This window comes from Clostridium sp. (assembly GCF_018372875.1).
GTDB lineage: Bacteria > Bacillota > Clostridia > Clostridiales > Clostridiaceae > Clostridium.
In genome coordinates this window covers 1-23,299 of sequence record NZ_JAHAIF010000025.1, presented here as the reverse complement: position 1 = coordinate 23,299, position 23,299 = coordinate 1, and the positions used below count along the sequence as shown (strand labels likewise).

Here is a 23,299-nt window from a genome sequence, read left to right as displayed (position 1 = left end):
AACTTAGGCTAATACCTCCGAGAATACTCCTTGATTTTTACTTACTAAAAAAGAATATACTCCCATAGATAATAGTTCCTCTAGATATCTCCCCTCTTCTACTTCTTTTGAGAATTCTATAAGCATAATAGCTATAAAGGCTCTAAAGCTTCTATCCATATAAAACTCATACTGTGATTCTACCTCACATAAATAATCTATAACCATTTCTACTTTGTCCACATATCTTTGAACGCCATCTTCTACATTAATCATACCTATTATAGATAAAAATTGATGACTAATTTTTATATCCCTATTTTCAAATTCTTTCAATAAGTTATATATAATATTCAAATCTTCTACTTTTTTATTTAATAAAACTGTCATGGCAAGTCCTTGTACACTATTTCTTGAAAACATATCGAAGTCTGAAATTAATTCAAATACGCCTTTCATTTTCAAATATAACTCACCAGTATTAATATCATTTAATGCTAATAAGGCACATTGAAGGTGATCCTCTTCATTGGTAACGTTATCATATTTTTGCTTCATGTCCTCATATATATAATGTGTTTTATTAATTATATAGTTAACGTCTTTTCCTTTAGAATACTTTACTATTGCATAAGATGTTAACACCAAATAATGACTTTCTTTAAATCCTTTTTCTATCAATTCTTCATATATTAAAATTATTTTTTCAGTAATGTTTTTCCAATTTTCTTCATTAGCTATTAAAAATGATAATATATATAGAATATCTCCTCTAAAATAAGACATTCTTGATGTATTATTTTTTATAAATGATCTTATCTCTTTTATTCTTTTTGTAGGTACTTCCTGATTTCTATTTCCATAAACTAATGATGCAAAATGATTTATATATTCACCATCATATCTAAAATCTTCTTTTGATTTCTTATAATTATCTATTACTCTATTACATAACTCTATAAGTGATTCTTTCATAGCATTTCCTCTCTTTATAAGTTAAATTTCATATTAACCCACTACTATTATACTATATTTATCTAGTTAAATTTATAAGAAAATCTTAATTTCCTTTATATTTATTATAACTACTAAATATTTCAACTTAATGACATATATACTTTTGTTTAAAAAAACTTTTTCTTCACATACTAATACAGAATAAGATTAAGAGGTGATTATTTTGAATAATAACAATAACAGAGATTATGATAAAAAAAATTATTTAAGAAATGGAGTTAAATCTCAAGGTCAATATGGAAAAAGTAGCTTTAATACTACTGTAGAAAAACCAGGACTAAATGAAAGTGGAGCTGAAGCAAAAAAGAGAGGATTTTAACTAATCCTCTCTTTACTATATCCACTTATATAATCATCAAATGTTAAAGAATACAAATTTTCAACTTCTAATGTATCTTCAATTGTAAATCCAGCTTTTCTAAATATTTTTTTTGACCTAATGTTATTATGATGAATTTTTGCTACTATCTCATTTGCTCTATAACTTAAAAAAGCTTCTGAAATACCTTTCTTTAAAGCAATGCTTCCTATTCCTTGTCCCCACTTTTCTCTATTTCCTATAGCTATAACTATTTCTACTATCTTACCTTTTGGAACCAATTTAAGATATCCTACAGAATCTTTCTTATATTCTATTATATAGAAAGGTCCTCCTTGATTAAAATATGGTGTTAGTATAGGAAGTGTTGAAGCTCTTAGTAAATAATCTAATGAATTTATTATTCCCTTTTCTTCATTTAAATAACGACTTACTTCCTCATCTCTTAACCAATCCATTAATTTGTATACATCTTGTCTATAAACCTCCTGCTGAAGATTTATATCCTTATATATCATTTTATCCCTCCATGATTTCATAATCATATAGGATTATACTTACAATTTAATCTTTAGTAAAATTTTGTATCTTATTCAAATCATATCCACGGAGGTTTATCTCATTTTATCTCTCTTTTGGTGTATTTATGTACCTTTTACTATATGATGTTATTAAATTACTTTTATTAACATTTAATTCAACTTAATTACATTTAATTCCAAAAAGAAGAGTGCCAAAATAGCACTCTTCTAACAAGTAAAATAAATATTCCTCCACCTTCTTTACCTTATAAACTTAATTTTCTAAAGCTTTCTTTTCTGCAGCTGCTTTTTTAGCTTCTGCTATTTTCTTTAATTGCTCTGGTGTTGGTTTCGGTGGAGCTTTCTTAATAAAAGAGCCGCTAACTTTAAAATTATTCTTATCTAATTCTACCATTTGAGAATCTCCAGTAAGTGTAATTGTCTTTTTAGGACAAAAATCACTACACATACCACAAAAAGTACAGGAGCTTAAATCAAACTCCATTGTTATTTCTTGTCCACCTTCCACTGGCTTTTGAGTTTTAGTTATGGCACCTGGTGAGCAAACTCTTATACACATTCCACATCCAATACACTGGTCTGCATTAAAACTTATTCTTCCTCTATAATTCTTAGGAGTTTCTACAGGTTTCTCTGGAAACTTAGATGTTACTGAAGGTTTAAATAAATTTCCTATTGCCTCCTTTAAATAAGGTATCATTATTTATCCCCTCCTCTTTTATCTTTTAATATCTTAACAGCTTCAACTAACCCCTGAATAATTGCTTCTGGCTTTGGTGCACACCCACCTACAGCTACATCAACTTTTGTCCATTTATCTAAAGGACCATCTACTGAGTAACTTCCCTTAAATACATTGCAAGACATTGGACAAGATCCTATAGACATAACCACCTTAGGCTCTGGAACCTGTGATAAAACTCTTAGCATTCTTTCTCTAGACTGTGTTGTAACTGGTCCTGTTACTATAACGATATCTGCATGCTTTGGACTTCCTGTAAGCTTTACTCCAAACCTTTCCACATCATATCTTGGCCCTAAAAGTGCTACTAACTCTATATCACACCCATTACATGAACCTGTGTTTAAATGATATATCCAAGGAGACTTCTCTTTACTTAAACTCATTAACCCCATTTAAATCCCTCCAATCACATAGCTAATGTAATAGCCAAGAAGCTTATTAAAGATAAAACAGCTGGTACTGTCCAAAAGAACTTTAACCCTTGATTTATTTTAAATCTTCCAGCTATAGCTCTAACTAAAGTTATAGATATAAACATAACAACAAGTGTTAAAATCAAGAATAGTATTATATTCAGTATTATATTTAAAGTAGCATTTCCAGTGACTCCTATACCTTTTCCACCTAAGAATAGTGCTACAAATAATCCTGACATAATAAATGCCTTAATCTGGCTTGTTAGTTTATATAAAGCTAAGTATAATCCACTATACTCTACTAAAGGTCCTTCACAAATTTCTGTTTCAGCCTCAGCCATATCAAATGGTACAACACCTACTTCTGCTGGAATAACCATTAAAAAAGCTATGGCTGCTGGTATTAATGTTATATGAAATAATCCCATTCCATCAGCTACCTGAAATCCTTGTATACCTAATAGTGAAAAACTTACGTTAGTTCCCATAAATGCTCCTGCTTTTTTACAAACGGCAAGTATAGACATAACCATAGGCAATTCATAAGCAAGCATTGTTACAACTTCTCTTGAAGCTCCTATCCCAGCTAATGGAGAAGATGAAGAACTTCCTCCTACTACTAACATTACTGCTGGTATTGTTAAAAGATATATTATAACTATGATATCAGCTGTACTATTTATAAAAGCCTCTTGGTACATAGGAATAAATATAGGTATTATTAACACACTAGTTAGTCCAACTATAGGAGCCAAAAGAAAGGCTTTTCTAAGTGCATTTCTTGGAACTATTACATCCTTACCTAATAGCTTTATAAAATCATAAAATGGTTGAAGTAGTGGAGGTCCTTGTCTTAATTGCATTTTAGCAACAAGCTTTCTATCTATTCCAGACATAAGTAATGCCATAGCTATTGCAAATAATCCTCCTGGAAAAATTAATACATGAAATATAAATTTAACTATTTCCATATCTACTCACCCCCTATAATGTTATAAAGCAATAGATTATTATAACTGCCATGGTTACAACTACCCAAAGTGCATAATCATTAACAACTCCTGAATGGGCATTGCTTAATCTATTGAAATATCCTTTAAAATCATGTTTCATACCCCAGAACAAATCATGAGGTCCAACCTTTGAGAATTCTTCTTTTTCTCCACCTGTAAAGACTTCATATTTTGTATCCATTGCTCCTTCTAAAGAACTACTTTCAACTCTACATTTACCAATCTTATGAATTCCTAAGGTCATTGCTACAATTATAGCTATTACTCCAATAAAGAAAAGTATTAAAAATGACTCTGGATTATATTCTCCTCTAAAGGCAAACTCCAAATCACTCTTTGTATAATTCTCAAGATGTAATATCGATAAATCTCCTAATAGCATATTATCTATATATTTAGGAACATTTCTTATAGCATCAACAATAGGCACCAATATTCCTTTAATAACATAATTAGAACATATACCAAAAACAAAGCATATTAATGCTAATATTCCCATTGGTAACTTCATAGTAAATGGAACTTCTTTTACTTCTTTTAGTTCCTCTCTTTCAGCTCCAAAGAAAACAGAATGTCCAACTTTAATAAATGAAGCTAATGTAAGAACAGAAACTATAAGTTCTACAATTGTTATTATTGGTATTTGAGTTTCTGAAGTAGATTGATACAATATCCATTTAGATGCAAATCCATTAAATGGAGGTATACCACTAATTGCTGCTGCTCCTATAAAAAACATTACTGCTGTAAAAGGCATCTTTTTCCCAAGTCCTGAAACCTTATTTAAATCTGTAGTTCCTACGCGGTAAAGCACTGCCCCTGCACACAGGAACAATAAACACTTAAAGGAGGCATGATTAACCATATGATATAATCCACCCATAAGTCCTAGATTTGCAATACCATCTGCTGCAGTTAAACCTACACCTATACCAGTAATTACATAACCTAATTGAGATACTGAGTGGAATGCAAGAAGTCTCTTAAAGTCTGTTTGTAAAAGTGCCATAGAAACTCCTACTACCATGGTTATAGCTCCCCATATCATTACTAGGTATGCTAACGCCTTATTGCCACTTACCATAAATATCATAAATAATATTCTTATTAACCCATAAACACCAGTTTTACTCATTACTCCTGAAAGTAACATAGAAATTGAAGATGGTGCTGACATATGGGCATCAGGTGGCCATGTATGACATGGAACCATAAAGGATTTAACTGCATATCCAACTAGTAATAATGCTAAAGCTAGAATTGTTACTGGAGTAAATTTCTCTCCTCTACTATTTAGCTCTAGAGCTATTTGTGCAATATTTAAAGTATGAGTTTGAGCATACATTAATGCTGTTCCCATAAGAATTAGGGAAGAACCTAGTCCCCCAATTACTAAATATTTAAATCCAGCTTCTAAAGCCTTATCCTTCTGAGTTCTAAATGCTGTTAGTGCAATGGCTGCAAATGTCATTATTTCAAGCATTACATACATATTAAATAAATCACCAGTAAATACAAAACCTATCATACTACCTGCTAAAAGTAAAAATAGTGTATAGTACTTACCTAGTCCATCATCCTTGCTCATATATTTAATTGAATATATAGAACTTAATGCACAAGCTGCTGTTATTATTAAACCTACAAATAGAGATAGAGCATCTACCTCCATTCCTATACCTATAGCAATATTATCTACAGGCTTCCAATTTCCTAGCCAATAAGTTATTATTTTTCCATCTAAAAATACAGGCTTTATTAATAGCACCGTTATAATAAATGATGCTATACATCCCAATACAACAATAGCTTTCTTTATCTTTATATATTTTTCCTTAAATAGACCTATTATAAATGCTAATACAAAAGGTGTAAGTATAGCTATTAAAGGATATCCTGAATAATCATTACTCATCCTTTAAGCCTCCTTACCTTGTCAGATTCTATGGTTCCATACCTTTCCTTTATCTTTATTATCAAAGATAATGCTAAAGCTGTAACACAAGCTCCAATTACTATAGAGGTAAGTGTTAATGCTTGAGGAATAGGATCAACAAAGAAAGCACCCTCTTTTAAATCACTTATAAATATAGGTGCAGTACCACCAGTTCTAAATCCAATTGTAATTAGCAATAGATTTATTCCTGAATCCATAACTCCCATACCTATAACTATTTTTATAAGATTCTTCTTAAAAATAATTAAAGCTAGTCCAATTATAATAAGTAGAGAAGCTCCTATATAATTAATTATCATTCTCTAGCCCCTCCTCATCATCATCTTTTAAAGTACCTATCATTATAAGAAGAAGAACTCCAATTCCTGCAAGAACTTTATATCCTACAGCAAAATTCATTAAGAATATTGTTCCTGAAGAAAATAATTTACCTAAAGTTCCTTTCCAAACTACGTTGCCAAAGAAGGCAGCTCCATATATAACACCTAAAGTTGCTACTAAAACAAATGCTAAGGCACCTAAATCCTCTGATGTCTTTAACCTATTTAAATGAAATGTTTTTAATACCTTATCTCTTCCATATGCTATAAAAAATATGGCAATAGCACCTGTAAGTAAAACTCCTCCTTGGAATCCACCTCCTGGACTTAAGTGTCCATGAAGTATAATATATGCTCCAAGAACAAGAGTTATAGGTATAACTAAATCTGCACAAGAAGGGATTATTATATCCTTTTGCTTTCTATTCTTCTTCATGATTTCCTACCCCCTTAGCTCTTCTTTTTCTTAGAACAGCTGTGGCTCCACAAACTGCTGTAAATAGAACAAATGATTCTCCAAGAGTATCATATCCTCTGAAATCAAATACTATTGATGTAACAGAGTTTATAGCTCCTGTTTTCTCTTGAGTTTCATTTACTATAATTTCTGCTGCTCCATTATAAGTGGAGGGCATATTCACCATCTTAAATCCCACAAAAATGAATGCAGCTGTTATTACTAAAAGAGAAAGAATTCCTATTGATTTCTTCATTTTTCTTCCTCCTTATTATCTTTCTTATCTTTTACCTTCTTTAAGGTAACTATAAAGATTATTGGAGTAAGTATTGCTCCTACTGCTGCCTCTGCCAAAGCTACATCTGGCGCCTTTAATAGTAAAAACTCTAATGCTAAAAAACTTCCCATAATTGACATAGCTATTATTGATGGTAATAAATCCTCAATAAATAAAAGGGATGCAGCTGCAATAATCATTCCAAGGATAATAATTGTATTTAATATAGTAAAACTATTCATCCTCTTCATCCCTCCCATAGTGATCACACTTATTCTTCTCAAATAATTTGGCCTTTGTTTTATACGCAGCTCTTGTCATAGCATGTGATGCCACTGGGTTAGTTATAATTAAAAAGAACATAATAACTAAAGCCTTTATTCCTAAAGAAGAATTACCAATAGCAAACCCATATATAGCACATCCAAGAGCAATTGGTAAGGCTCCCATAGTTGCAATATTAGTTGATGATTGTAGTCTACAATAGGTATCTGGCATTCTAATCATTCCTACGATTCCAGCTATGGTAAAGAATATTCCAACTGCAAATAGTAAATCTATTAAAATTCTTACCACTATCATATTTTCCCCTCCAAATACTTAGAAATAAGCACAGTACCAATAAAGCCAAGTAATGTCATTATAAGACCAAGGTCCACAAACAAACTTCTCTCTTCAATACAACCAAATAATATTAATACAACACCTAAGATAATATCTATACAGTCTGCTGCCACTACTCTATCTATAATATGAGGGCCCCTAAATACTCTATATAAAAGTACTAATGATAAGAGAGAGAGGATTATTGCAACTATCATTAAATCATTAACCATATCCATTATTTAAAAATCCCCCTTATTCTATTCTCAAAGTCTCCCTTGATTATTTCTCCTGCTTTATCTTCTTCTTCAGTTTCAACGTCTATCCAATGAACATATAAATAATTTTTTCCGTCCTCTTCTATAATGTCCATAACAATTGTTCCAGGTGTTAAAGTTATAGAATTTGCTAGCATTGATAACCCATAATCTGATACTAACTCTGTTGGAATTTTAACTATACCTGGATTTATCTTTACGTTTTTATATAAAGCTCTTTTTGCCACATCAATATTCGCTTTCATTAAGGCTACTGTATAAAAAGGTATATAAGCTATTAATTTAAAGAATCTATTTTCTTTGAATAGCCAAGTTCCATCTTCCTTGATAAAAAGTGGACATGTAAAATACCCAATTATTACAGATACTATTAATCCAACAATTACTTCTTGGATATCAATTTTGAATATATTTATATCTTGTAACACAAATAAAATCCAAAATACAAAAGCAAAAAGGGAAGTTGCAAAAATACCCTTTTTATTTCTCATATCCTTTCCCCCTATTCCTCAATTTTAGAAATAAGCCAATTTTTAAATTCCTTTATATCCTCTTCATTCTTAGAATTCACCTTAAATAACTTAAGCTCATCATTTCTCATTAATGCATTCTTCTCTACTCTTTCCTTATTAAATTCAAAATAATTTATTAAGTCATACTTTGTTAATACTAAGGCATCTGCTCTTGTAAACATTAATGGATACTTTTCAACCTTGTCGTCACCTTCTGGAATACTTAGTAAAGCTACCTTAAGGCTTTCCCCTATATCAAACTCTGCTGGGCAAACAAGATTTCCTATATTTTCAATAATGATAAGATCTAAATGGTCTAAATCAAATTGTGGAAGTATGTTTTTTATGGACATAGCTTCTATATGACAAGCTCCATCTGTATTTAATTGAACTACTGGTATGCCTCTTTCAGCCATTTTTTCTGCATCTATTTTACCTGCAATATCACCTTCAATAACCCCTACTTTAATTCCTGATTTTTTAAGTTCATCTATTAAACCTAATATAAATGTTGTTTTTCCTGCTCCTGGAGAACCCATTATGTTAATCATAAATACCTTCTTTTCTTTCAATTCATCTTGAAGTTCTTTATGACAATTTTCATTCCACTCCATAATTTGTTTAACAACCTTAATCTCCATATTACTCAACCTCCAAACTGTCTACATAAAATTCCTTGCCATTCTTTATTTTTATCTTATAAGAATTACATTTAGGACAAGTATAATTTCCCTTAGATATTTCCCCTTTATATAAGCATTCTCTACACTCTATTTTTATTGGAAGCTTTTCTACAATTAACTTTGCACCTTCTGCTACTGTATCCTTACTTATTACATTAAAATAGTAATCTATACAGCTAGGTACTAACCCTGTTAATTCTCCAACCTTTATTCTTATTTCTTTTATACTTTTAAAATTATTCTTTTTTTCTTCCTCTTTGCATATTTTTAAGATACCTTCAGTAACTGACAATTCATGCATCTATCTATCCAAACAAGAGAAACAAGGGTCTATACTTGCAACTATTAAACCTGCATCTGCTATAGTATTATCCTTAAGCATAACTGGTACAGTAGCTGCATTTTTAAAGGTTGGTACATGTATATTTACTCTTCCATTAGTTTGTCCACCATTAGAAACAACATAGTATGATACCTCACCTCTAGGTGCTTCAATTCTAGAGAAATACTCTCCCTTTGGAACCTTTGGCATTTTCATACCTAAGTTAATTGGTGTATCAGGCATATTATCTAAGGCTTGTTCAATTATTTTTATACTCTCTTCTATTTCTAGTAATCTAACAACAGCTCTTGAGAATACATCTCCTTCTGCTTGAACTATAGCTTTAAAATCAAAATCATCATAAGAACAATATGGATCAACCTTTCTAACATCATCCTTCATTCCTGATGCTCTTCCGTGTGGGCCACAGGCTCCATATATAAAAGCCTCTTCGTTTGTTAAAACTCCAACTCCTTTAGTTCTTAGTGCTACAGTTTTATCGTTAGCATAAATATCAAATATAGCTTTAAAATCTTCTTTTAAAATGTTAAGCTTCTCTCTTAAATCCTTTTCAATTTCTTCATTAATATCTCTTCTTGCACCACCTATAATATTCATTGCATAGTTAACTCTATTTCCTGATAGTGCTTCTAACATGTCCATTATCTTCTCTCTCTTTTCAAAACACATCATAAACAATGAATCAAACCCTATTATATGGGCCGCTAAACCTAACCATAAAAAATGAGAATGTAGTCTTTCAAGCTCACAGGTAATTACCCTTAAGTAATCTCCTCTTTTAGGAACTTCCATTCCTGCTATTTTTTCTACAGCTAAACAATAAGCTAAAGTATGAGAATGAGAACATATACCACAAACTCTTTCAACAAGTGTAATTGTTTGAATATGATTTCTTTCTTCACATAACTTTTCAATTCCTCTATGGTTATATCCTATATAAACCTTTGCATCCTTAATTTCTTCCCCCTCAGTAAAAAGCTTTACATGAACAGGCTCTTCTAGTGCTGGATGATAAGGTCCTAAAGGTACAACATAACTCATTTACCTCACCCCTTTTATTTATCCTTATATTTCTTTAATTCACTTAATGGCATAACTAATATTTGTCCTTCACCATCTTTAAATTCTTCTGGTAAAAATAATCTACCAGACCTATCTAACCCCTCAAACTTCATATTCATCATTTCCTCTATTTCCTCTTCTGCCCACCTTGCTGAAGCTGAATAAATTGGAGTTATAGATGGAAGTACTTCTTCCCCTTTTACTAAGTAAGTTGTTATATCGCCATTAACATCAAAGTTATACGCAACTACATTTTCCTTATTTTCATTAATGTAACCATTAATCATAACTAACCTTCGTTTTTCCTTATACATAGATTTAACACTATCTAGTAGGTCTTCTTTTTTAATTTCAATCCCATTAAAGTCATGCATTCTTCTCACCTCTTTCTTAACATATTCTTGGGAATAAATCTGAAGCCAATTTGTTTAAAATTCTCCTCCCTCCTAAAGATCCTTTAAGTAATACCTTTTCCTTTTCATAAGAGACAACCTCTCCTATAATAGAAGCTTCCTTACCTAAATCCACCTTTCTTAGCTTTTCTACAAGTTCCTCTGCAATGCTTTCATCTACAACTATTAAAGCCTTCCCCTCATTTGCTGCGTATAATAAATCTATACCTAATATCTCACTAGCTCCTAAAGCTCCCTCACTAAAAGGTAATCTTTCTTCTTGAATTTCAATAGAATAATTAGTTCCATCTACAAATTCATTTAATGTCGTTGCCACTCCTCCCCTTGTTGGATCTCTTAAAATCTTAATTTTGTCACCATATTCAAATATTATAGAAGCTAATGGATATAAATAAGCGCAATCTGATTTTACTGCTCCTTGAAAAAAGTTATTTCTTTCACACATAATGGATATGCCATGATCACCTATATTTCCTGTTACTATCACCTTATCTCCAGGCTTAATTCTTTCTTTTCCTAACCTTAAGTTTTCCACTTTAATACCTATTCCAGAAGTATTAATAAATATTCCATCTCCATGTCCCTTCTCAACTACCTTAGTGTCTCCAGTTACTATTTCTACTCCTGCTATCTTCGCAGTTTCACTTAAAGATTCTATTATCCTATTTAAATTTTCTATACTTAATCCCTCTTCAATTATTAATGCCAAACTTAAATATTTAGGAATGCTTCCACACATTAATAAATCATTACAGGTTCCACAAACCGCAAGCTTTCCTATATCTCCACCCACGAAAAAAAGGGGATTAATAACAAAACTATCTGTTGAAAAGGCAATTTCTCCTCCCAAATTCAAGCTTGCACCATCCCCTAGTATATTCAATTTACTATTACCAACCTTAGGTAATATTACATTCTTTATTAAATTTTCACTTTGCTCTCCACCACTTCCATGAGAAAGAGTAATTACATCTTCCATAAATTTCACCTCTATTATCCTTCATACTTGTAATATGCTGCGCAAGTTCCCTCACTTGATACCATACATGGCCCTATGGGGAATGCTGGAGTACACACCCTTTTAAAAGAGCTACATTCACAAGGTAATATTTTTCCCTTTAGTACTTCTCCACATCTACATACATACTTTTCTTTACTCCTAGTAATTAGCTTTAATTCTTCATCTAAAGGAAATTTATTTAGTATATCCTTTTCTTTATATTCATCCCTTAAAACTAATCCACTTTTATCTATATTTCCAATCCCTCTCCATAATGATTGTGATTCCTTGAAATATTTGTTAATTAACTCTTTTGCTACAATATTTCCCTCTCTATTTACAAAACTTTTATAACAATTAATTATTTTTTTACTTCCCTTATTCTTTATAAGCTCTATAATAGCTTCTATAATTTCATCATCTTTAAATCCTGCTATTACACCTAATTGTCCATATTCTTTAATGAATTCAAAATCTCTTTCTCCTAATATAACTGCAACATTACCTGGACAAAGGAATCCATCTAATTTAAGCTCTTTATCCTCCATAAGTTTCTCCATTACAGGTTCAACTCTCTTATGCATTGACAAAATAAATAGATTACTAATACCTTTATTTATTATCTCCTCTAATAAGATACAGGTAGATGGTACTGTAGTTTCAAAACCAATACCTAAAAACACAAAATTCTTATTTTTTTCCTCTTTAGCTATTTCTATGGCATCCACTGATGAATATACTAATCTTATATCTCCACCTAAAGCTCTTGCCTTTTCTAGTGATATCAAAGGACTTGTCCCAGGAACCCTTAACATATCGCCATAAGTTATTATTGATATATTTTTATTCAAAGCTAATGAATATATGTAATCTATGTACAAACTTGGAGTTACACATACAGGACATCCTGGACCAGAAATTAATTTAACCTTATTTCCCAGGAAATTTCTTAAAGACATTTTCCCAATTTCCATAGTGTGGGTTCCACATACCTCCATAAATGTTGTAGTGCTTTCTATCTTATCTAGCTCCTCCTTAAGTTCCAAAATTAATTTCTTATTCATTTTCTTATTTCTCCAATCTTTTCTTCAAGTTCCCTAAAAATATTTAAACGTTCCTCTCCTTCTTCCTTATTTAGCTTGCTTATTGCAAAACCAGCATGAACTAGCAAGTAATCTCCTAATACTACATCTTTTATTACATCAATTCTTATCTTTCTTCTATTTCCTAAATAATCACATAAAGCTTCTTTATCATCTATACTTATTACTTTCATAACTAAACCTAAGCACATTTCCATATCCCCTCTGTATATTTTTTACATATTTTCATAATATCATATTTTTTGCCTTTCTAAAAGTTTTTGTGTGAATTTTTAAAATATTCTCTATTTACTATACAATTGTTATTTTGAATTTTGTTAAAACGATTACTGATTTATTATTTTACAAAAAATAAATGTATGGTATAATACAGATATATTTATAGGAATTATTCATAATTATTTATAAAAGGAGATTAGTCATGGGTTTTAAAGATAAGTTCAATAAGTATTTTCAAGATTCATATTTTGAAAAATATGGGGATAGAATAGCAAGTGCGAGTGGTACAGTTGTATCTGTAAAAGTTGAAGAAAAAAACTTTATTTTTATTCATAAATTAGTTTGTGATTTAGTTGTAAAGCCAGAAGTAGGAAAATCAGTTATAAAAGCTAGATACAAAAAATGGCGTTGGTTTAAAAAGGTTGATTTCATTCCTTTATCCATGGGACATAAGATTATGATTATGGGACTTAAGGGAGTTAAAGGTAAGAAGGATGCTGACATACTTCAAATTCAAAACATACTTAACTTAACAGCTAAAAAGGATCTAATTCCAATAGACCATTCTCAAATAAAGAAGTCTAGACAACAAGTTAACAAAATGAGATATAAGTAAAAGAGCACTTAATGGTGCTCTTTTTTACTCAAAAAATCAATATAAATAGTAAAACGAGGGGTTTGTAGATGAGAAAAAAAGATATACTTGAATTAAAAAAGCGTTTAAAGAAGGATTATTGCACTTTTACTAAAATGTGTGGTTGTTATGTTAATGGAGAAAAAAATGTAATTCTAAAATTTAGAGAAACATTTTTAAATTTAGAAGAAGATGATTACTTTAAATTCTTAGAAATAGCTAGAAAAGTTCTATCTGGAACTATTGGAAATAACATTTTAGAATTAAACTTTCCACTTAATGAAGATCTTATAAATGAAAAACAAGTTTCCCTTTTGCAACTTAAGAATAGTAAATTAAAAGATGACTCTATTCTTGATGATTTTTATAACTCTATCATAGATAGTTATGATTACACTGGCAATTTTTTAATACTTGTTTTCCACGATGCTTATGATGTTATAACTAAAACCAAAGATAATTTAAAATTAGATGAATCTGAAGAAGTATATGAATATGTACTTTGTGCAATCTGTCCAGTTTCACTTTCTGAACCTGGCCTTAGATACTATGAGGATGAGCACAAAATTAAAGCACGTATTAGAGATTGGGTTGTTAACCCTCCAACTAATGGGTTTGTTTTCCCTGCTTTCATTGACCGTAGCACAGATGTTAACTCTATAATGTACTACACAAAAAATGCTAAGGATCCACATCCTGAATTAATGGAGAATGCTTTAGGTTGCTCCTCAAAGCAAACTGCTACTATACAAAAAGAAACTTTCCAATCAATTATTAAAGATTCACTTGATGCTGATGAAGAAAAAGCTGATAAAATTTTTATGGAAGTACAAGATAATCTAAACGCTATGATTGAAGAACATAATGCCATATATGAGGATACAGATAGCGAGCCAAAAACTCTAACCAATAAAGACATTCAAAACCTTTTAATAGAAAGTGGAGTTCCTGAGGAAGCAACTACAAAAATTGAAGAATCTTATGTTGAAAGCTTTGGTGATGACCTTCCTTTAGCAGAAAATTTAATTGATGCAAAAGTACTTAAAGCAAATGAACAAAGAAAAAAGGAAGAGCATCTTGAAAAACAAGTAGCTATTCTTCAAACTAGACTTGAAGAAGTTAAGAAAGAAGTTGCTGCTGATAATAATGATGAAGAATATGTTAACTTAGAAGAAGATAATCCTGAGTATGATGTTATACTTCAAGTAAAACCTGAAAAAGTACCTCAAATAAAATCTGAAATAATAGATGGACAAAAGTGCATAATTATTCCTATCAATGAAAATGAACAAGCTACAGTTAATGGAGTGGATGATTTAATTTAGGTTATCTAAATATAAAAGCAAATCTTAAAAATAAGATTTGCTTTTATATTTATAAGTTCTTAATTATCTTCAACCTAATTGCAATTATTTTGTTTTTATAAACAAATAAATACTATTTATAAATGCTATTATTCCAGAGAAGAATAATACAATCATCCATTGGTTAAGCATTAATGGTACTGTATGGAATATTCCTTGTAAAAAAGGTACATATAATATTGCCGATAACATTATTATAGAAAAAGATACTGCACCAACTAAATATAAATTAGTAAATAACTTTATTTCAAATATTGAATGTCTTTCAGATCTACATTCAAATACATGGAATAATTGTGACATTACTAATGTAGCCAAGGTTAAAGTTCTACAAGTCTCTAAATTCATTCCATAATATCTTCCAACCATAAATGATAATAAAGTACAAATTCCAATTAAGGAACCACGTACTAAAATCTTTTCAGTTAATCCTCTAGCAAATATTCCTTCTTTTCTATCTCTAGGAGCTTGCCTCATTATATCCTTATCTGCAGGATCTACCCCTAAAGCTATAGCTGGTAAACCATCAGTTGCTAGGTTTACAAATAAAATCTGAATTGGCGAAAGAGGATTAGGTAATGTAAGTAACGATGCTAAGAACATTGTTAATACTTCCCCTAAGTTACATGATAATAAGTACCTTATGAACTTTCTAATATTATCATATATAACTCTTCCCTCTTCTACTGCCGATACAATGGTTGCAAAATTATCATCCATAAGTATCATAGATGATGCTTCCTTAGTTACATCTGTTCCTGAAATTCCCATGGATATTCCAATATCAGCTTCCTTAATAGCTGGAGCATCATTAACACCATCACCAGTCATTGCTACAACATTACTATTTCGTTTAAATGCCCTAACAATTCTAAGTTTATGATCAGGTGATACCCTAGCAAAAACTCTTATCTTTTCAACCTTTTTCTTCAACTCATCATCTGTCATGGTTTCTATATCTTCACCAGTTACAACTTGATCATCATTATTACATATGTTTAAAGACTTTGCTATTGCAAGAGCAGTATTTTTATGATCACCAGTAATCATAACAGGCTTAATACCTGCAAGTTTACATCTAAGAACAGCATCTCTAGCCTCAGCTCTTGGTGGATCTATACTACCTGCAACACCTATGAATATCAATCCATCTTCTAACTTTTCACTCCTAGTTAAGTTTTCATCCTTATATGCACCTGCAATACATCTTAATGCTCTGGAAGACATTGCCTCAATAAATGAAGCTACTTGCTTCTTCTTTTGATATGTTAGAGGCTTAACCTTATTATTTTCTAATACATAAGAGCATTTTTCGATAACTCTTTCCGGTGCCCCCTTAACATAACAACATTCTTTTCCATTTTCCCTCATAATAACAGACATCATCTTTCTTGTTGAATCAAAAGGTATGTCATATACACGCTCAGATTTTTCAATAAAAGCTTTAAGAATATTTGTATCCTTAAAGAATAGTTTTACTAATGCTGTTTCTGTTGGATCACCATGTAATGCTTTATCTATATTTTTAACATTAAAATCATAATTACAATCATTACATAATACTAACGACTTCATTAACATTGTATAATCTGTAAGCTTTTCCTTATCAAGTTCACATACTTTTCCATTTAGATATACTTCCTTAACTGTCATTTTATTTTGTGTTAATGTACCTGTCTTATCAGAGCAAATAACAGATGTACATCCTAATGTTTCTACAGCTGGAAGCTTTCTAACTAATGCGTTTCTCTTAAGCATTCTAGAAACTCCAAGAGCTAATGAAACTGTTACTATAGCTGCTAATCCTTCTGGAATTGCTGCTACAGCTAAACTTACTCCAAGTAAGAACATCTCTGTTATATCATTTCCTCTAATAATTCCCAAGATAGTAACAACTGCACAAATTACAAGACATAAAACAACTAATATTTTTCCTAATGATTCTAATCGTTCTTTTAAAGGAGATTTTTCTTCTTTTATATTATCTAAAAGATTTGCTATCTTACCCATTTCAGTATCCATTCCAATGCTAGTTACTGTAAATAATCCTTTTCCCTTTAGCATTGTTGTTCCCATGTATCCACTGCGCTTTTCTTTCTTATTTGTATCCTTAGAAACTCCAACTGATTCTCCTGTTAATAAGGATTCATCTACCATTATTGATGAACCTTCTAGAAATTCTCCATCTGCTGGAATTCTATCTCCAGCTTCAAGTACAACAACATCTCCTATTGTTAGATAAGCAGAATTAATAACCTTTAATCCTCCATCTCTAAACACCTTACAAGTTGGTGCCGCTAAATTCTTCAAAGCTTCTAAAGACTTTTCAGTTCTAAATTCCTGTACAAATCCTAAAATTGCATTTACTATAACAATTATTATAATTGTAATAGCATCTGCTGTATCTCCCATAATACCTGAAATAATGGTGGCACCTAATAATACCCATACCATAAAATCGTTAAATTGAGATAAAAAAATCATTATTGGTGAAGCTTTCTTTTTATGCTGTATTTCATTTAATCCAAAGTTCTTCATTCTCTTCTCTGCTTCTCGTGTTGTTAACCCCGGAACTATTGTCTTTTCCTGTATCACCCTTTTTCCTCCTTAAACAAAACTCTATATTATATATATTTTGCTTTACTAAAGTTAGAACACAAGAAAACATAATAAAGTTAAAGGTTGTTATGAACTTTCTTTTAATAAAACGTCTATCATAATAATTCACTATTCTCTTATATGATTAAGGTCACATATCTTAAATGTACTATATTTTTTATATTGTTAAATATTTCATTATAAATATGTTTTTCTACTATACTTCTCTATTTTCTTCTTTTCTTTACTTTTTTCGTGTTTAGCCTTAAAATATAATAGTAAAATTTTAAGCTAAAGGAGGAATAGTTTTGAGAAACGTAATTTATGTAACTGGACATAAAAATCCTGATTCAGATTCAATTTGTGCAGCTTACGCATATGCTGAATTTAAGAACAAAACTGGAGAAATTCCTGCTGTACCTGTTAGATTAGGTAATGTTAGCAGAGAAACTCAGTTCATCTTAGATTACTTTGGTGCAGAAGCTCCTGAGTATTTAGAAACTGTAAAGTTAAAAGTTGAAGATTTAAAGATAGATAATATCAACCCTGTTACACCTGAAATATCATTAAAGATGGCTTGGAACATTATGAGAGATAAGAACATCCAATCTCTTCCTGTTGCTGATTCAAATGATCATTTATTAGGTATGCTATCTGTATCTAACTTAACTTCTTCATATATGGATATATGGGATAATGTTATCCTAGCTAAAAGTAATACTTCTATAGACAATATAGTTGATACTTTATCTGCAAAGGAATTATACATCCATGGTAATAAGCCAAAATTCCCTGGAAAGATTTGTGTTGCTGCTATGCAACCAGAAAGCATGAAGGGATTAATTGAAGAGGGTGATATTGCTATAGTTGGTGATAGACCTGAAGTTCAAGAAGCTTTAGTTGACCTTAAGGTTTCTTTAGTTATAATAACAGGTTCTCATAATGTATCTGATGAATTACTTGAAAAAGCTAAGAATAATGGAGTATGTATCATAAGCACTCCTCATGATTCATTCACAGCTTCAAGACTAATAGTTCAAAGTATACCTGTAGGATATGTTATGGCTATAGAAAACATAGTATCTTTCTCAACTGATGATTTAGTTGAAGATATTAGAAAGGAAATGAGTGAAACTAGATATAGAAGCTACCCTGTTACTGATTCAGATGGTAAAGTAGTAGGTTTAATTTCTAGATATCATTTAATTTCTAATCATAAGAAGAAAGTAATTCAAGTTGACCATAATGAAAGAGGTCAATCTGTAGATGGATTAGATGAAGCAGAAATCTTAGAAATCATCGACCACCACAGAGTTGCTGATATTCAAACAAACAACCCAATTTACTTCAGAAATGAACCTCTTGGAAGTACTTCAAGTATAGTTGCTAAGTGCTTCTTTGAAAATGGTATAAGACCTTCTAAGAAGGCTGCTGGTCTATTAATGGGTGCTTTAATTTCTGATACATTATTATTCAGAAGCCCAACTTGTACTGAACAAGATAAGCACATCTGCAAGAGATTAGCTGAAATTGCTGGAGTAAGTGATGTTGAAGCTTTTGCTAAAGAAATGTTCAAAGCTGGTACTTCATTACAAGGAAAGACAGTTGAACAAATCTTCAATCAAGACTTCAAGCCATTTACAATTGGTGAAGTAAAAATCGGTGTTGCTCAAGTTAACACTATGGATATAGAAGGATTTATGCCTTTAAAAGAAGATATGCTAAAGTATATGGAAAGAAAAGCTGAAGAAAATTCCTTCAGCATGGTAATGCTTCTTCTAACTGACATATTAAATGAAGGTTCTCAAATTTTAGTAGCTGGTAAGGCTCCTGAAATAGTTGAAAAGACTTTCAGTGTTACTTTAGAAGCATCAACTGCCTTCTTACCTGGAGTTCTTTCAAGAAAGAAGCAAGTTATACCACCATTAACAAACGTAATATCTACAATGTAAAAAACTGCCTCTGGGCAGTTTTTTAATTATTTGAAATAAAACTTTCTTTTAAAATTTCTTCAAACCCGCATTTTTACTATATATTTATATATTTATATGTTTATTTCTTTATGTATTTAAAACAATATTTAAATATTTCTTTTCAAACTAAAATTATCATAATTCTTTTGAACAGATCTTTATGTTTAAAAAACAAAAAGAAACTTTAGCATAACTAAAGTTTCAATCTTATCTTCTCATATTATTAATCATTCCCCACATCTCATCAGCACTTTCCATTGCTTTAGTGCTTAATTGAAATGCTCTTTGAGTAACAATCATATCTGTAAATTCTGTAACAATATCTACATTAGAACCTTCCAAGAATCCTTGATACATTTCTGCATTAGTTGATACTTGAATGTTCACATCTTCTCCTGGAAGGAATAAATTATCTCCTACTGATTGAAAAGCATTTGTTCCTACTGCTGTATATAAAGGAATATTTCCAATCTTTATAAAAGTATCTCCCTCTCTATTATATACTCCACCTTTTGTATCAATTAAAAGATTTCTTGCATTTAATGTAGTGTTTTGCTCATTTCTACCATTTATGTATTCTATATAAACTTTATTTCCTCTAGTATCAACAAGTCTTCCCATACTATCCACTTGGAATGCACCATCCCTAGTATAAATATATGATCCATCTGGTTGAACTAATCTAAAATATCCTTCTCCATCTATACTTAAATCTGTTGAAAGTCCTGTATCTGTTAAGAATCCTTGAGCATTATCTCTATATAACTCTGTAGTTTTTACTCCTGTCCCCATAGATGCATCTTTATCATTTACTGGATATCCTTTTCTGTCTAAAGATTCATTAAGTAAATCTTTAAACCCTACATCTACTCTCTTATATCCCATTGTGCCAGAGTTAGCTAGGTTATTACTTATTGTATCTAATTTAACTTGTTGAGCATTTAACCCTGTTTTACTTGTCCAAATTGTTCTAAGCATTCCCTAGTCCTCCTATACTCTTCCAATATCATTTGCTGCTTTATTTAAAGTTTCATCTAGCATTGATACAAACTTCTGATTTGTTTCAAAACTTCTTTGATTTGTAATAATATTTACCATTTCATTTGTAATATTAACATTAGATGCTTCAACAAATCCTTGGCTTACAGTAACTACTGTATTATACATTGGGTTTTCTCCTCTGAAGTAGTTATCTCCCATCCTTTGTAAATTTCCATAGTCCTGAAAATCAGCTAGCGCTAATGAATGAGTAGCAACTCCACCTACTGAAATATTATTATTTCTATCAAGAGAAAAATTATCATTTCCAACATATATAGGTTCCATATTTCCTGTATACTTATTTACACCTAAAACTTTATCACCTGTAGTAGTTGTTAAAAACCCATCGTTTCCAACTAAAAAGTTACCATCTCTAGTATAAAGTCTTTCATTACCTCTTTGAACTGTAAAAAACCCTCTTCCACTTATTGCAAAATCAGTAACCTTTCCAGTATCTTTAAGTGCACCTTGAGTAAATACAGTTTCTACAGTATCAATTTCTGCTCCTAAACTTAATGATCCTAATCTTTGAGGAACATTTTTACCTGCAGCAATCTTATCTTTATTTTGTATGTATACTTCATCAAAGCTTTTTATAGATAGGTTTTCAGATTTATAACCTATTGTGTTGGCATTAGCCATATTGTTAGTGATTGTACTTTGCTTGTTCTCTAATGATATCATTCCGGAAACAGCTGTATATAAACTTCTAATCATTTTTCTCATCCCCTTTAAAAAACACCTTACACTCATCCTCTGTGTGCATACCTAGACCTCTAGCTTTTTCCTCTATCTTAGCATCAGTCATTGAATTACTATATTCATATGTAAGCATAAGGCTTGTACCTAACACTAATCCTATTCCAATTCCTATAAGGATTTTTTTATCACATAGGAAGTTAAATACTTCCTTTATTTTTTGTATAAATTCCTTACTAATAATACTTCCCCCTTACCTAAAGAAAGTTTTTCACAAATCTCCTCATCACTAAGTCCTAGACTAATTAATTCTCTTATAACCGCTGTTTTATTCTTATTATCTATTTCATTTATTACGTCTACTTCCTCATCTATAGACGTTAAATTATTGCTAATTAATTCTTCGTCTATTTCTAAGTTTTCTTTAATATCTTCTATATTATTATTTAAATTAATATATTGTTTAATATCTAAAATTTCTTTTTGAAGCTCTGTTAAGCTTTCAGCTATATCTCTTCTTATAGCTCCTATCTCTACTTCCACTTCTGTCATATCTTTCTGCTTGTATTTTAACATATCACAAAAGGAAGTTTCGTCCTTTTTTAGAGCTTTATAGTTTAAAACCACCAAAATAACTCCTATAACTATTAATATAAATGGCATATTTCCACACCCTCATTACAAATAATTAATTTTTTGCATTTTTTCTCTTAAGTTTCTTATAGCTCTACTATGTAATTGACACACTCTTGACTCAGAAACTCCTAAAACAGCTCCAATTTCTTTTAATGTAAGCTTTTCATAGTAATATAAATTTAAAACTGTTCTATCTTTTTCATTAAGAGATTCTATTGCTTTTGATAAAATCTCTATCTGTTCCTTCTCTTCATAACTTTGCTCAGGGCTTGGACTATTTTTATCCTCAATAATTCCCATAATAGTCATATCTTCATCGTCAGAATATACTATTTCTTCTAATGAAACAACTGATATATAGTTTATGTAATTTTCTATTTCTCCAACTTCACATATTAATAAATTCATATGTTTTGCAATTTCATCAATTGACGGTTCCCTACAAAGTGTTTTTTGTAGAGCTTCTACAGCTTCATTATATCTATTTAGCTTATCCATAGCTCCTTTAGATATAGGCCTATTCTTTCTTATTTCGTCAATTATTGCTCCCCTTATTCTTATAGATGCATATGATGAAAACTTCATACCTTTAGTTTCATCATATTTAGAAATAGCATCTATTAATCCAATCATTCCATAGCCAACTAAATCTTCATATTCCATATTTTTGTTTTTTCCTAAACTGATACGTGAAGCTATGTACTTAACTAATGGTATGCATTCCTCAATAATTTGTTCTTTTCCCTCTAATAGATTTAAGGTAGTCATAAATCCCCCTCCTTTTATACAAGGTTAGTATAAAGTTTTTTTACACTACTTTTCTTTTTAAATCTTTATATATCAAGGTTTCGAAAGTTTTTTAGCATAAAAAAACAACGACCCCCTAATTCTATGTTAAAATTGAATCTCTTACCAAACAAAATCAACAATGAAAGGTTGTCGTTATCATGGATTCAATTATAACTTATTTACTTATATATAATCAATATTTAATTAGCATTATCGGTAAATTACTATTATTTATTTCAAAACATATTCCACTTAAACAAGTGGTATTTGATGACTCGAATAGTCCTAAATATCAGAAATTTAAAGT

General features: G+C 30.5%; 30 protein-coding genes. 4 read left to right on the top strand and 26 right to left on the bottom strand.

Annotated features, from left to right (window positions below; translation table 11 throughout):
• Positions 1 to 3 precede the first annotated feature (3 nt).
• On the bottom strand, positions 4 to 954 hold the full coding sequence (locus tag KIB46_RS09570) for a DUF4003 family protein (RefSeq protein WP_156563292.1): 951 nt from the start codon (positions 952 to 954) through the stop codon (positions 4 to 6).
• A 205-nt stretch (positions 955 to 1,159) separates the two neighbouring features.
• Between KIB46_RS09570 and KIB46_RS09565 the strand changes: the two genes are divergently transcribed.
• Positions 1,160 to 1,315 carry a hypothetical protein gene (locus KIB46_RS09565; protein ID WP_291671549.1) on the top strand — a complete coding sequence of 52 codons (156 nt, stop codon included), beginning with the start codon at positions 1,160 to 1,162 and terminating at the stop codon, positions 1,313 to 1,315.
• Here the strand turns inward: KIB46_RS09565 and KIB46_RS09560 are convergent.
• The 19 genes from KIB46_RS09560 to KIB46_RS09470 form a co-directional block, all read right to left on the bottom strand.
• Positions 1,312 to 1,833 (bottom strand): GNAT family protein, encoded by a 522-nt coding sequence (locus tag KIB46_RS09560; RefSeq protein WP_291671548.1) that lies wholly within the window; start codon positions 1,831 to 1,833, stop codon positions 1,312 to 1,314. The two genes, KIB46_RS09565 and KIB46_RS09560, sit on opposite strands and share 4 nt — an antisense overlap.
• Positions 1,834 to 2,110: 277 nt before the next feature.
• A complete protein-coding gene (locus tag KIB46_RS09555; RefSeq protein ID WP_291671547.1) occupies positions 2,111 to 2,557 on the bottom strand; it encodes a 4Fe-4S binding protein in 447 nt (148 codons plus the stop codon).
• Positions 2,557 to 2,994 carry an NADH-quinone oxidoreductase subunit NuoB gene (nuoB, locus tag KIB46_RS09550; protein WP_080351778.1) on the bottom strand — a complete coding sequence of 146 codons (438 nt, stop codon included), beginning with the start codon at positions 2,992 to 2,994 and terminating at the stop codon, positions 2,557 to 2,559. The genes KIB46_RS09555 and nuoB overlap by 1 nt, the downstream gene beginning before the upstream one ends.
• A gap of 14 nt (positions 2,995 to 3,008) precedes the next feature.
• On the bottom strand, positions 3,009 to 3,989 hold the full coding sequence (locus tag KIB46_RS09545) for a complex I subunit 1 family protein (RefSeq protein ID WP_291671546.1): 981 nt from the start codon (positions 3,987 to 3,989) through the stop codon (positions 3,009 to 3,011).
• A gap of 13 nt (positions 3,990 to 4,002) precedes the next feature.
• The gene (locus tag KIB46_RS09540) at positions 4,003 to 5,946 is read right to left on the bottom strand and encodes a proton-conducting transporter membrane subunit (protein WP_291671545.1); all 1,944 of its coding nucleotides are present in this window, start codon (positions 5,944 to 5,946) and stop codon (positions 4,003 to 4,005) included.
• Positions 5,943 to 6,287: a sodium:proton antiporter gene (locus tag KIB46_RS09535; protein WP_291671544.1), complete on the bottom strand. Its 345-nt coding sequence runs from the start codon at positions 6,285 to 6,287 to the stop codon at positions 5,943 to 5,945. Before KIB46_RS09535 ends, KIB46_RS09540 begins: the two co-directional genes overlap by 4 nt.
• The gene (locus tag KIB46_RS09530; RefSeq protein ID WP_291671543.1) at positions 6,277 to 6,744 is read right to left on the bottom strand and encodes an MnhB domain-containing protein; all 468 of its coding nucleotides are present in this window, start codon (positions 6,742 to 6,744) and stop codon (positions 6,277 to 6,279) included. The genes KIB46_RS09535 and KIB46_RS09530 overlap by 11 nt, the downstream gene beginning before the upstream one ends.
• The gene (mbhE, locus tag KIB46_RS09525; RefSeq protein WP_291671542.1) at positions 6,731 to 7,021 is read right to left on the bottom strand and encodes a hydrogen gas-evolving membrane-bound hydrogenase subunit E; all 291 of its coding nucleotides are present in this window, start codon (positions 7,019 to 7,021) and stop codon (positions 6,731 to 6,733) included. Before mbhE ends, KIB46_RS09530 begins: the two co-directional genes overlap by 14 nt.
• The gene (locus tag KIB46_RS09520) at positions 7,018 to 7,284 is read right to left on the bottom strand and encodes a hydrogenase subunit MbhD domain-containing protein (RefSeq protein ID WP_291671541.1); all 267 of its coding nucleotides are present in this window, start codon (positions 7,282 to 7,284) and stop codon (positions 7,018 to 7,020) included. Before KIB46_RS09520 ends, mbhE begins: the two co-directional genes overlap by 4 nt.
• A complete protein-coding gene (gene mnhG, locus KIB46_RS09515; RefSeq protein ID WP_049177267.1) occupies positions 7,277 to 7,624 on the bottom strand; it encodes a monovalent cation/H(+) antiporter subunit G in 348 nt (115 codons plus the stop codon). Before mnhG ends, KIB46_RS09520 begins: the two co-directional genes overlap by 8 nt.
• Positions 7,621 to 7,884, bottom strand: a complete 264-nt coding sequence (locus KIB46_RS09510; RefSeq protein WP_156563301.1) for a monovalent cation/H+ antiporter complex subunit F — start codon at positions 7,882 to 7,884, stop codon at positions 7,621 to 7,623. Before KIB46_RS09510 ends, mnhG begins: the two co-directional genes overlap by 4 nt.
• Positions 7,884 to 8,414: a Na+/H+ antiporter subunit E gene (locus KIB46_RS09505; RefSeq protein ID WP_291671540.1), complete on the bottom strand. Its 531-nt coding sequence runs from the start codon at positions 8,412 to 8,414 to the stop codon at positions 7,884 to 7,886. The genes KIB46_RS09510 and KIB46_RS09505 overlap by 1 nt, the downstream gene beginning before the upstream one ends.
• An 11-nt stretch (positions 8,415 to 8,425) precedes the next feature.
• The gene (hypB, locus tag KIB46_RS09500; RefSeq protein WP_291671539.1) at positions 8,426 to 9,076 is read right to left on the bottom strand and encodes a hydrogenase nickel incorporation protein HypB; all 651 of its coding nucleotides are present in this window, start codon (positions 9,074 to 9,076) and stop codon (positions 8,426 to 8,428) included.
• Position 9,077: 1 nt separating this feature from the next.
• Positions 9,078 to 9,419, bottom strand: coding sequence for a hydrogenase maturation nickel metallochaperone HypA (gene hypA / locus KIB46_RS09495; protein ID WP_156563303.1), 342 nt, complete (start codon positions 9,417 to 9,419; stop codon positions 9,078 to 9,080).
• On the bottom strand, positions 9,420 to 10,502 hold the full coding sequence (locus KIB46_RS09490; protein WP_156563304.1) for a nickel-dependent hydrogenase large subunit: 1,083 nt from the start codon (positions 10,500 to 10,502) through the stop codon (positions 9,420 to 9,422).
• 14 nt (positions 10,503 to 10,516) lie between these two features.
• Positions 10,517 to 10,897 carry an NADH-quinone oxidoreductase subunit C gene (locus tag KIB46_RS09485; RefSeq protein WP_156563305.1) on the bottom strand — a complete coding sequence of 127 codons (381 nt, stop codon included), beginning with the start codon at positions 10,895 to 10,897 and terminating at the stop codon, positions 10,517 to 10,519.
• A 16-nt stretch (positions 10,898 to 10,913) separates the two neighbouring features.
• Positions 10,914 to 11,915 (bottom strand): hydrogenase expression/formation protein HypE, encoded by a 1,002-nt coding sequence (gene hypE / locus KIB46_RS09480; protein WP_291671538.1) that lies wholly within the window; start codon positions 11,913 to 11,915, stop codon positions 10,914 to 10,916.
• A 14-nt stretch (positions 11,916 to 11,929) separates the two neighbouring features.
• Positions 11,930 to 13,000, bottom strand: coding sequence for a hydrogenase formation protein HypD (hypD, locus tag KIB46_RS09475; RefSeq protein ID WP_156563307.1), 1,071 nt, complete (start codon positions 12,998 to 13,000; stop codon positions 11,930 to 11,932).
• Positions 12,997 to 13,230 (bottom strand): HypC/HybG/HupF family hydrogenase formation chaperone, encoded by a 234-nt coding sequence (locus tag KIB46_RS09470; protein ID WP_156563308.1) that lies wholly within the window; start codon positions 13,228 to 13,230, stop codon positions 12,997 to 12,999. The genes hypD and KIB46_RS09470 overlap by 4 nt, the downstream gene beginning before the upstream one ends.
• Positions 13,231 to 13,460: 230 nt before the next feature.
• Between KIB46_RS09470 and KIB46_RS09465 the strand changes: the two genes are divergently transcribed.
• On the top strand, positions 13,461 to 13,874 hold the full coding sequence (locus KIB46_RS09465) for a hypothetical protein (protein WP_291671537.1): 414 nt from the start codon (positions 13,461 to 13,463) through the stop codon (positions 13,872 to 13,874).
• A gap of 68 nt (positions 13,875 to 13,942) precedes the next feature.
• Positions 13,943 to 15,217, top strand: a complete 1,275-nt coding sequence (locus KIB46_RS09460; protein WP_156563310.1) for a DUF4317 domain-containing protein — start codon at positions 13,943 to 13,945, stop codon at positions 15,215 to 15,217.
• A gap of 84 nt (positions 15,218 to 15,301) precedes the next feature.
• Here KIB46_RS09460 and KIB46_RS09455 read toward each other — a convergent pair whose 3' ends face one another.
• Positions 15,302 to 17,851: a calcium-translocating P-type ATPase, PMCA-type gene (locus tag KIB46_RS09455; RefSeq protein ID WP_291671536.1), complete on the bottom strand. Its 2,550-nt coding sequence runs from the start codon at positions 17,849 to 17,851 to the stop codon at positions 15,302 to 15,304.
• A 311-nt stretch (positions 17,852 to 18,162) separates the two neighbouring features.
• Here KIB46_RS09455 and KIB46_RS09450 point away from each other — a divergent pair, with 311 nt between their 5' ends.
• Positions 18,163 to 19,806 (top strand): putative manganese-dependent inorganic diphosphatase, encoded by a 1,644-nt coding sequence (locus tag KIB46_RS09450; protein WP_291671535.1) that lies wholly within the window; start codon positions 18,163 to 18,165, stop codon positions 19,804 to 19,806.
• Positions 19,807 to 20,034: 228 nt separating this feature from the next.
• Here KIB46_RS09450 and KIB46_RS09445 read toward each other — a convergent pair whose 3' ends face one another.
• The 5 genes from KIB46_RS09445 to KIB46_RS09425 are packed head-to-tail and all read right to left on the bottom strand — an operon-like array spanning position 20,035 to position 22,971.
• Positions 20,035 to 20,805 carry a flagellar hook-basal body complex protein gene (locus KIB46_RS09445; RefSeq protein ID WP_291671534.1) on the bottom strand — a complete coding sequence of 257 codons (771 nt, stop codon included), beginning with the start codon at positions 20,803 to 20,805 and terminating at the stop codon, positions 20,035 to 20,037.
• 12 nt (positions 20,806 to 20,817) lie between these two features.
• On the bottom strand, positions 20,818 to 21,585 hold the full coding sequence (locus KIB46_RS09440) for a flagellar hook-basal body complex protein (protein ID WP_291671533.1): 768 nt from the start codon (positions 21,583 to 21,585) through the stop codon (positions 20,818 to 20,820).
• Positions 21,578 to 21,721, bottom strand: coding sequence for a hypothetical protein (locus KIB46_RS09435; RefSeq protein WP_291671532.1), 144 nt, complete (start codon positions 21,719 to 21,721; stop codon positions 21,578 to 21,580). The genes KIB46_RS09440 and KIB46_RS09435 overlap by 8 nt, the downstream gene beginning before the upstream one ends.
• A 59-nt stretch (positions 21,722 to 21,780) precedes the next feature.
• Entirely contained in the window at positions 21,781 to 22,230 is a 450-nt protein-coding gene (locus KIB46_RS09430; protein WP_156563315.1) for a hypothetical protein, read from the bottom strand.
• Between the two features lie 15 nt (positions 22,231 to 22,245).
• Entirely contained in the window at positions 22,246 to 22,971 is a 726-nt protein-coding gene (locus KIB46_RS09425) for a FliA/WhiG family RNA polymerase sigma factor (protein ID WP_156563316.1), read from the bottom strand.
• Positions 22,972 to 23,299 lie beyond the last annotated feature (328 nt).